The organism is Massilia sp. YIM B02443 (assembly GCF_030411955.1).
Taxonomy (GTDB): Bacteria; Pseudomonadota; Gammaproteobacteria; order Burkholderiales; family Burkholderiaceae_D; genus Telluria.
Map to the genome: position 1 here is coordinate 35,783 of NZ_JASNRA010000034.1, position 7,735 is coordinate 43,517.

Consider the following 7,735-nt stretch of genomic DNA (forward strand, 5'->3'; position numbering starts at 1 on the left):
ATGCGCCAGACATTATTCCTCGAGGTCGCGCCGGCGCGCCCGCCCCAGTGCATCGCTGCCGGCGCCGGCAGCGATGATGCGGTCCTTGATCTCCATCTCTCCGCCCACATAGACCAGCACCGCGCAGAAGCAGGCCAGCACCTTCCAGCCGATCAGCAGGAACAGCATCAGCAATGCCAGCCCGACGCCGGCGACGGCCAGGTTGAACTGGCGCCCGCTCAGGTTGAACGCCGTGAACTTGCGCTCGCGGCGGCGGAAGAACAGCGCGAACCATAGCCAGTACGGAATCGCATACACGAAATACAGCAGCATGCCGATCCCGAACGGGAAGCCGACCACCGGCACCATGAAGGCCAGCACGCCGCCGACGGCGATGCCGAGCCAATAAAGGAAAAGACTGCGGTAGAACGTGTTACGCATGGCGCTCCTGTGACGACGGTGGATGTCGGCGCCGATCTTACAACATCGGACCGCGCCGGCGCCGTTTGCCGCCCGGCGGCGAGCAGATTCGTATAATGCCGACCACCACCACCACGGGACACCGCATGCAGCAGCTCAGGGACACGCTCGAACAGCGCCAGGTCGCCATCTATTTCACGGCCGTGGCGGTCGCCGCACTGGCCGCCCTTGTCGTGCCGGGCACCGTTGCGCTCGAAGCACTGGTCAACCCGGCGCTGGCCCTGATGCTGTTCGTGACCTTCCTGCAGGTGCCGCTGGCGGAGCTTGGGCGGGCATTCACGCAGGGGCACTTCATCGGCGCCCTGCTGGTCACCAACTTCGTCGTCATCCCGCTGCTGGTGGCAATCCTGCTGCCGCTGGCGCCGGATCAACCGCTGGTGCAGCTGGGCGTGCTGCTGGTGCTGCTGGCGCCCTGCATCGACTACGTGGTGACGTTCGCCCACCTGGGCCGCGCCGACGCGCGCCTGCTGCTGGCGGCGACGCCGGTGCTGCTGCTGGCGCAGATGGCGCTGCTGCCGCTGTACCTGCGCCTGCTGCTGGGCGACGCGGCGGCGGCGCTGGTCCAGCCCGGCCCCTTCATCGACGCGTTCATCTGGCTGATCGCGGCGCCGCTGGCGCTGGCGGCGCTGGTGCAGTTCGCGGCCGCGCGCAACCCGAGCGCGGCGCGCGCCGGCGCCCTGCTCGGCCTGCTGCCGGTGCCGGCCACCGCGCTGGTGCTGCTCGTAGTGGTGGCGTCCGTGGTTCCGCAGCTGGGCCAGGCGCGTGCCGCGGCGCTCGGCGTGCTGCCGCTGTACGCCGCCTTCGCGCTGCTGGCCCCGCTCGCCGGCTGGCTGGTGGCGCGCCTGTTCCGCCTGGCCGCGCCGGCCGGGCGCGCGGTGGCCTTCAGCGGCGCCACCCGCAATTCGCTGGTGGTGCTGCCGCTGGCCTTGGCCGTGCCCGGCGCGCTGCCGCTGCTGCCGGCGGTGATCGTCACCCAGACCCTGGTCGAACTGCTGGCCGAACTGGTCTACGTGCGCGTGATCGCGCGCTTCGGCAGCGCGGCGCGCCAAGCTGGCGCTTGATCCGGCGCCGATCGGCTAGACTGATTGGCAAGAAGCTTCCGCTGCCGGAAGCGCGGGCGGCGCTCGTCCGCGCCCGGCATGATCGAGTATGAACACAGCACAAAGGAACCTGCCATGCCGCTTTCGCAATCCGTCCACGAACAAATGAGCCAGCGCCTGCAGCAGGCGCGTGAAGACCTGCTGGGCGCGGTGCGCGCGCGCACCGATGCCGATGAAGGCGACGCGCCGTCGATCGCCCCCGGCGCGCACACGGTGCCGGGCGACGACCGCCCCACCGCCGAGATGATCAGCCACGACGAAGCCCACCTGGCCGAGCACGATACCAACACCCTGCACGAAATCGACGCCGCGCTCGGCAAGCTCGCCAACGGCGGCGCCGGCATCTGCGAGTCGTGCGGCTGCGAGATCCCGGACGAGCGCCTGCTCGCCACCCCGACCGTGCGTTTCTGTATCGCATGCCAGGACCGCATCGAGAAAGAAAGCGGCATCGGCCGCGGCCCGACGATGTAGCCATATGCTCCATCCTGACGCCGGCACGTGCGCTCGATGCGGCCGGCGTCAGTCCGCGCGCAGGCGCAGCGCGTTGAGCACCACCAGCGCCGACCCGGCCGCCATGCCGATCCCCGCCATCCACGGCTGCAGCAAGCCCAGCGCCGCCGCCGGAATCGCCATTACGTTGTACAGCGTGACCCAGGCCAGGTTCTGGCGGATCACCGCCAGCGTGCGGCGCGCGGTGTCGGCGGCGTCGGCCAGCGGCTGCAGGCCTTCGCTCAGCAACACCACATCAGCATGCAACTGCGCCAGTTCGGCGCCGCGCCCCAGCGCGAACGACACGTCGGCCGCGCGTAGCACCGCCGCATCGTTGACGCCGTCGCCCACCATCGCCACCACCGCGCCCTGGCGCTGCAGGCGGCGCACGTAGTTCAGCTTTTCTTCGGGCAGCTTGCCGCCCAGCGCGCCGGCGATGCCCAGCTGGGCCGCGATCTGCTGCGTGGTGTCGTGGTCGTCGCCGCTGAGCAGCAGCACCGTCTTGCCGGCCGCGCGCAGGCGCCGCACCACGTCGCCGGAGTCTGGACGCAGCTCGTCGCACAGGTCGAAGCGCGCCAGCCAGCCGTCGGCGTTGCCGAGCCAGACCGCGGTGGTCCCGGCCGGCACCGCCGCACGCGCCACGCCGCCGGCCACGCCCTCGACCCAGGATGCGCTGCCGAGCCGGTAGCAACGTCCGCCGACCCAACCCTCGACGCCCTGCCCGACCACGAAGCGCACCCGTTCGGCCAGCAGCGGTGCCGCATCTTCTCCATCATTGTCACACTCTGCGTCACCCTTCTCGCCGGCCTCGTGCGCGCCCGCCGCCGCTTCGGCGGCTTCGGCGGCGGCCCGGATCGGTGCTGCCAGCGGGTGCGGATTGTCCGCTTCCAGCGCGGCGGCGATGCGCACGCAGGCGTCGACCCCGAGCGCGCCCACCGGCACCGCCTGGCGCAGCACCGGGCGGCCATGGGTCAGCGTGCCGGTCTTGTCGAACACCACGTGGGTGGCGCGGTCGAACGTCTCCAGCGTGTGCGGGCGCACGGCCAGCACGCCGCGCCGCAGCAGGCGGTCGGTGGCGGCGGCCAGCGCGCTCGGGGTGGCCAGCGACAGCGCGCACGGGCAGCCCGCCACCAGCACCGCCAGCGCGGCCTGCCAGGCGCGCGCGGCGTCGCTCGGCAGCCAGGCGCAGAACACCAGCAGCGCCAGCGCCAGCAGGCCGCCCATGAACCAGTCGGCGGCGCGCTCGGCGCGGCGCGCCAGCGCCGGCTTGCCCTGCACCGCGCGCTCGGCCAGGCGCACCAGGAGCGCCAGCGTGCTGTCGCCGGCGCCCGAGATCACCCGCAGCACGATTGCCTGGCCGACGTTGAGCGCGCCGCCGGGCAGCGTGTCGCCGGGGCCGCGCCGGCGGGTGCGGCTTTCGCCGCTGAGCAGCGCCAGGTCGACCACGGTGTCGCCTTCGTGGATGACGCCGTCGGCCGGCGCGGCCTGGCCGGCCTGCACCAGCACCAGGTCGCCCGCCTGCAGCGCCGCGGCCGGAACGGGTTCGGTGTCGCGCGCCGGCGGGTCGCCGCGCAGACGCAGCGCCGATTGCGGCAGGCCGCGCTGGAGTCGTTCGAGCGCGCCGGCGGCCTGGCGCCGCGCCGCCAGCTCCAGGTAGCGGCTGCCCAGCAGCAGGAAGATGAACAACGCCACCGAACCGAAATACACTTCGCCGGCGCCCGACAGCAGCGCCGCGCAGCTGCCGACGAAGGCAGCGCCGATTCCGAGCGCGAGCGGCAGGTCGACGTCCGGCACGCCGCGCCGCAGGCCACGCCAGGCGCCGCCGAAGAACGGCCGCGCGGAATACAGCAGCGCCGGCAGCGCGAACAGCAGGCCGGCCCAGTCCATCGTCTCGGCCGGGCCGCTGTCGGCGCCGCCGCCACGTGCGTCGTCCTCGACCACGCCCACCAGCCACGCCGGCAGCGCGACCATCGTCACCTGCAGCGTCGACAGGCCGGCCACGCTCATCTGGCGCAGCAGGGTGCGGCGCGCCCGTTCCAGGCCGGCGCCGTGGCGCGGCGCACCGCCCGCCCAGGCGGTCAGGCCGATCGTGCGCAGGCGCTGCAGGATCGCGTCGGCGCTGCAGGCGGCCGGGTCCCAGCGCACCGTCACGCGCCCGCCGGCCAGGTCCATCTGCGCCGCGCGCACGCCGGTCAATTGGCCGATGCAGCGTTCGACCAGCCAGACGCCGGCCGCGCAGCGCACGCCATCGACGGTAAATTCGGCTTCGCCGCGCGGGCCGGTGGCGGGACCGGATGCGGATGCGGATCCGGCTTCCGGCTCGGCGGCGCAGGTGGCGGGCGGGGCGAAGGCGGCGCGGGTGGCGTAGTAGGCGGCGCAGCCGGCATCGGCGATGGCCTGGCCGGCGGCGGCGCAGCCGGCGCAGCACATCGCGCGCGCGCTGCCTTCGATCGTGGCTTGCCAGCAGGTGTCGGGCGCCAGCGGCCGGCCGCAATGGAAGCAGCCCGCCTGCCCCTGCCCCTGCGCCTGTCTTGCCGCCGCCTCGGCGATCGCGTCCGCCAGCACTGCACTCATGCGTTACTCCTTTCGGTTCGGGCACGGCAAGGCTTGCGCGCGGGCCGCCGCCCGCACCGGACAGACGCGTTCAGCCGACCATCAGATGGTCTGCGAGTGGCGCGGGGCGTCGTTGCGGGTGGCCAGGTAGCGGTCGAACACCATGCACACGTTGCGGATCAGGAGCCGGCCTTTCATCGACACGCTCACCCAGTCGTGATCGACGCGGATCAGGCCATCGGCTTCCATCGCCTTCAGCTGCGTCAGCTCGTCGGCGAAGTATTTGTCGAAGACGATCGGGAAGGCCTGCTCGATCGCCGGGATCGACAGCTCGAACTGGCACATCAGCTTCTGGATGATGGTGCGCCGCAGCGCATCGTCCATCGACAGGCGCAGGCCGCGCTGGACCGGCAGTTCGTTCTGGTCGATCATGTCGTAGTACTCCTCGAGCGTCTTGACGTTCTGGCTGTAGGTGGCGCCGACCGAACCGATGCTCGACACGCCGCAGGCCACCAGGTCGGCGTCGGCGTGGGTCGAGTAGCCCTGGAAGTTGCGGTGCAGTCGGCCCTGGCGCTGGGCCACCGCCAGGTCGTCGTCCGGCTTGGCGAAATGGTCCATGCCGATGTAGACGTAGCCGGCCGCGCCGAGGCGCTCGATGCACAGCTGCAGCATCTGCAGCTTGGTGTCGCTGTCGGGCATGTCGGCGGCCAGGATGCGGCGCTGCGGCTTGAACAGGTGCGGCATATGGGCGTAGTGATACACCGAGATGCGGTCCGGGTCGGCGGCGACCACCTTGTCCAGGGTCGCGGCCATGGTATCCATGGTCTGCTTCGGCAGGCCGTAGATCAGATCGATGCTGATCGAGCGGAAGCCCGCGGCGCGCGCGGCGTCGATCACGGCGCGCGTCTCGTGTTCGGGCTGCACGCGGTTGACCGCCTTCTGTACGTCGGCGTCGAAATCCTGCACGCCCAGGCTGATGCGGTTGAAGCCCTGGCGGCGCAGGCTGTGCACGCGTTCGACCGACACGGTGCGCGGGTCGACCTCGATCGAGTATTCGCCCACGCTGTCCGGCGCGAAGCGGAAGCTGCGCCGGATGTGGTCCATCAGGTCGCCCATCTGCTCGTCCGCCAGATAAGTCGGCGTGCCGCCGCCGAAGTGCAGCTGCTCGACCTCGTTCATGCCGGCGAACAGCATGCCCTGCATCTCGATCTCGCGCTTCAGGTAAGACAGATACGTGGCGGCCTTGTCGCGGCGCCTGGTGACGATCTTGTTGCAGGCGCAGTAGTAGCACACCGTGTCGCAGAACGGGATGTGCAGGTACAGCGACAGCGGCCGCTTGCTGCCGCGGGTGCGCACGCCGGCCACTGCGTGCAGGTAGTCGCGGTAGCCGAACTCGGGCGTGAAGCGGTCGGCGGTGGGATACGAGGTGTAGCGCGGGCCGGACTTTCCCAGGCGGCCGAGCAGGCCGGCGTCGAATTCGACGGCGTGGAACGGGGCGCCGGCGAGCGGCGAGGATGTTGCGCCGGCGTGCGGCGCGGGTGACGGGATGGGGCTGGTGGCTGAGAATTCTTCAACGAGCATGACGATGTGACTCCGACAGGTGGCCGCTTTGCGAAACTGCAAAGTGACACGGACTGACGCCAGTCTATTGACCTGCCTCCGGCGAATCTTTGACTTGCATCAAATATGGCTGAGTCTGGTCAACATGGGTATTGTCGAGCGGAACTGGACAGCACTGTCGATGTCCCGGTTTGCCCGCTTCATTGGCAAGAAATAGCCGAAGAAACCATGATTTGAATCAAAAGCTTGCGGGGGGGGTGTAAGCTTGCAGGATGGACAATCTCACCCACTCCCTGGTCGGCCTGGCGCTTGGCGAAATCGTCGACCGCGCCCTGCCGCCGGCCTCCAATTCTCAGAATGCACGCACCCGGCACCGGCTGCTGTTGACCACCGGCGCGCTGGCCAGCAACTTCCCCGACCTCGACCTGGTGCTCACGCCCTTGCTGGCGCCGCCGCTGGGCTACCTGCTGCATCATCGCGGCCATACCCACACGCTGCTGTACGCGCTGCCCCAGCTGGCGCTGCTGCTCGGCCTGATGTGGCTGCTGTGGCCGGGCGCGCGGCGCCTGCTGCGCGAAGACCGGGTGGCGCGCTGGGCCACGCTGGGCGCCGGCCTGCTCGGCATGGTGCTGCACCTGACGTTCGACTCCCTGAATGTGTATGGCGTGCACCCGTTCCACCCCTTCGATTCGCGCTGGCTGTATGGCGACCTGATCTTTATTATCGAGCCGGTGTTCTGGACCGCGCTCGGCGTAGCGCTGGCGCTGCTGGCGCCGCGGCGGTCGCTGCGCTGGCTATTCTCCGGCCTGATCGTGACGGCGTCGCTGCTGTTCGCCTGGCTCGGCTTCCTGCAATGGGGTTCGCTCGCCGCCCTGCTGGTGTTGGCGGGTGCGGTGGCGCTGGCGATGCGCCGCAGCGCGACGGCAGGATTGACCACCGCACTACTGGCATGCGTCGGCTTCGTCGCGATCCAGGCCGGCGCCGCGCACCAGGCGCGCGGGCAGATCCGCGCCGCGCTGGTCAAGGCCGAGCCAGGCAGCCGGGTGCTGGACCTGCCGCTATCGGCCTTCCCCTCGAATCCGCTGTGCTGGTCGTTCGCCGCGATCACGCGCGACGATGCGGCGGGCAGCTACGCGGTGCGCATCGGCGTGCTGAGCCTGGCGCCCGGCGTGACCAGCGTAGCAGCCTGCCCAGCGCGCTTCGGCGGCGAGCCGGAGACCGATCCGAAGGCGCTGTCGTGGAAGTACCGCGAAGGAAATAGCCTGGCCGCACTGCGCGCGCTGCGCAGCGAGAACTGCCACTTCGACGCCTGGCTGCGCTTCGCGCGGGTGCCGTCGCTGGTCGACGGCAAGGCCACCGACATCCGCTTCGGGCCGGCGGATGCGCCGAATTTTTCGACGCTGCCATATGCGGACATGGCGGCTCAGGCGTGTCCGGCGCCGGTGCCGCAGTGGGGACGGCCGCGAGCCGATCTGCTCGACGAATAAAAATACCAACAGGGTCAGCCTACCAACAGTACCAACAGGGTCAGTGTGAGATGGTCCGGGTTTCATGGACATCCAAATAGGGGACAA

The 7,735-nt window shown here is 70.5% G+C and carries 6 protein-coding genes; 3 read left to right on the forward strand and 3 right to left on the reverse strand.

The genetic code is table 11. The features are described from left to right. Positions 1–12 precede the first annotated feature (12 nt). The gene (locus QPK27_RS23400; protein WP_290420579.1) at positions 13–420 is read right to left on the reverse strand and encodes a hypothetical protein; all 408 of its coding nucleotides are present in this window, start codon (positions 418–420) and stop codon (positions 13–15) included. 125 nt (positions 421–545) lie between these two features. Between QPK27_RS23400 and QPK27_RS23405 the strand changes: the two genes are divergently transcribed. Next, positions 546–1,520, forward strand: a complete 975-nt coding sequence (locus tag QPK27_RS23405; RefSeq protein WP_290420585.1) for an arsenic resistance protein — start codon at positions 546–548, stop codon at positions 1,518–1,520. A gap of 114 nt (positions 1,521–1,634) precedes the next feature. Beyond that, on the forward strand, positions 1,635–2,030 hold the full coding sequence (locus QPK27_RS23410) for a TraR/DksA family transcriptional regulator (RefSeq protein WP_290420580.1): 396 nt from the start codon (positions 1,635–1,637) through the stop codon (positions 2,028–2,030). A gap of 48 nt (positions 2,031–2,078) precedes the next feature. Here the strand turns inward: QPK27_RS23410 and QPK27_RS23415 are convergent, their stop codons facing one another. Next, complete coding sequence (locus tag QPK27_RS23415) at positions 2,079–4,622, reverse strand: cation-translocating P-type ATPase (RefSeq protein WP_290420581.1); 2,544 nt, start codon at positions 4,620–4,622, stop codon at positions 2,079–2,081. Between the two features lie 81 nt (positions 4,623–4,703). Continuing rightward, positions 4,704–6,182 (reverse strand): oxygen-independent coproporphyrinogen III oxidase, encoded by a 1,479-nt coding sequence (hemN, locus tag QPK27_RS23420; protein ID WP_290420582.1) that lies wholly within the window; start codon positions 6,180–6,182, stop codon positions 4,704–4,706. A gap of 251 nt (positions 6,183–6,433) precedes the next feature. Here hemN and QPK27_RS23425 point away from each other — a divergent pair, with 251 nt between their 5' ends. Next, complete coding sequence (locus QPK27_RS23425) at positions 6,434–7,648, forward strand: metal-dependent hydrolase (protein WP_290420583.1); 1,215 nt, start codon at positions 6,434–6,436, stop codon at positions 7,646–7,648. The last annotated feature ends 87 nt before the right edge of the window (positions 7,649–7,735 follow it).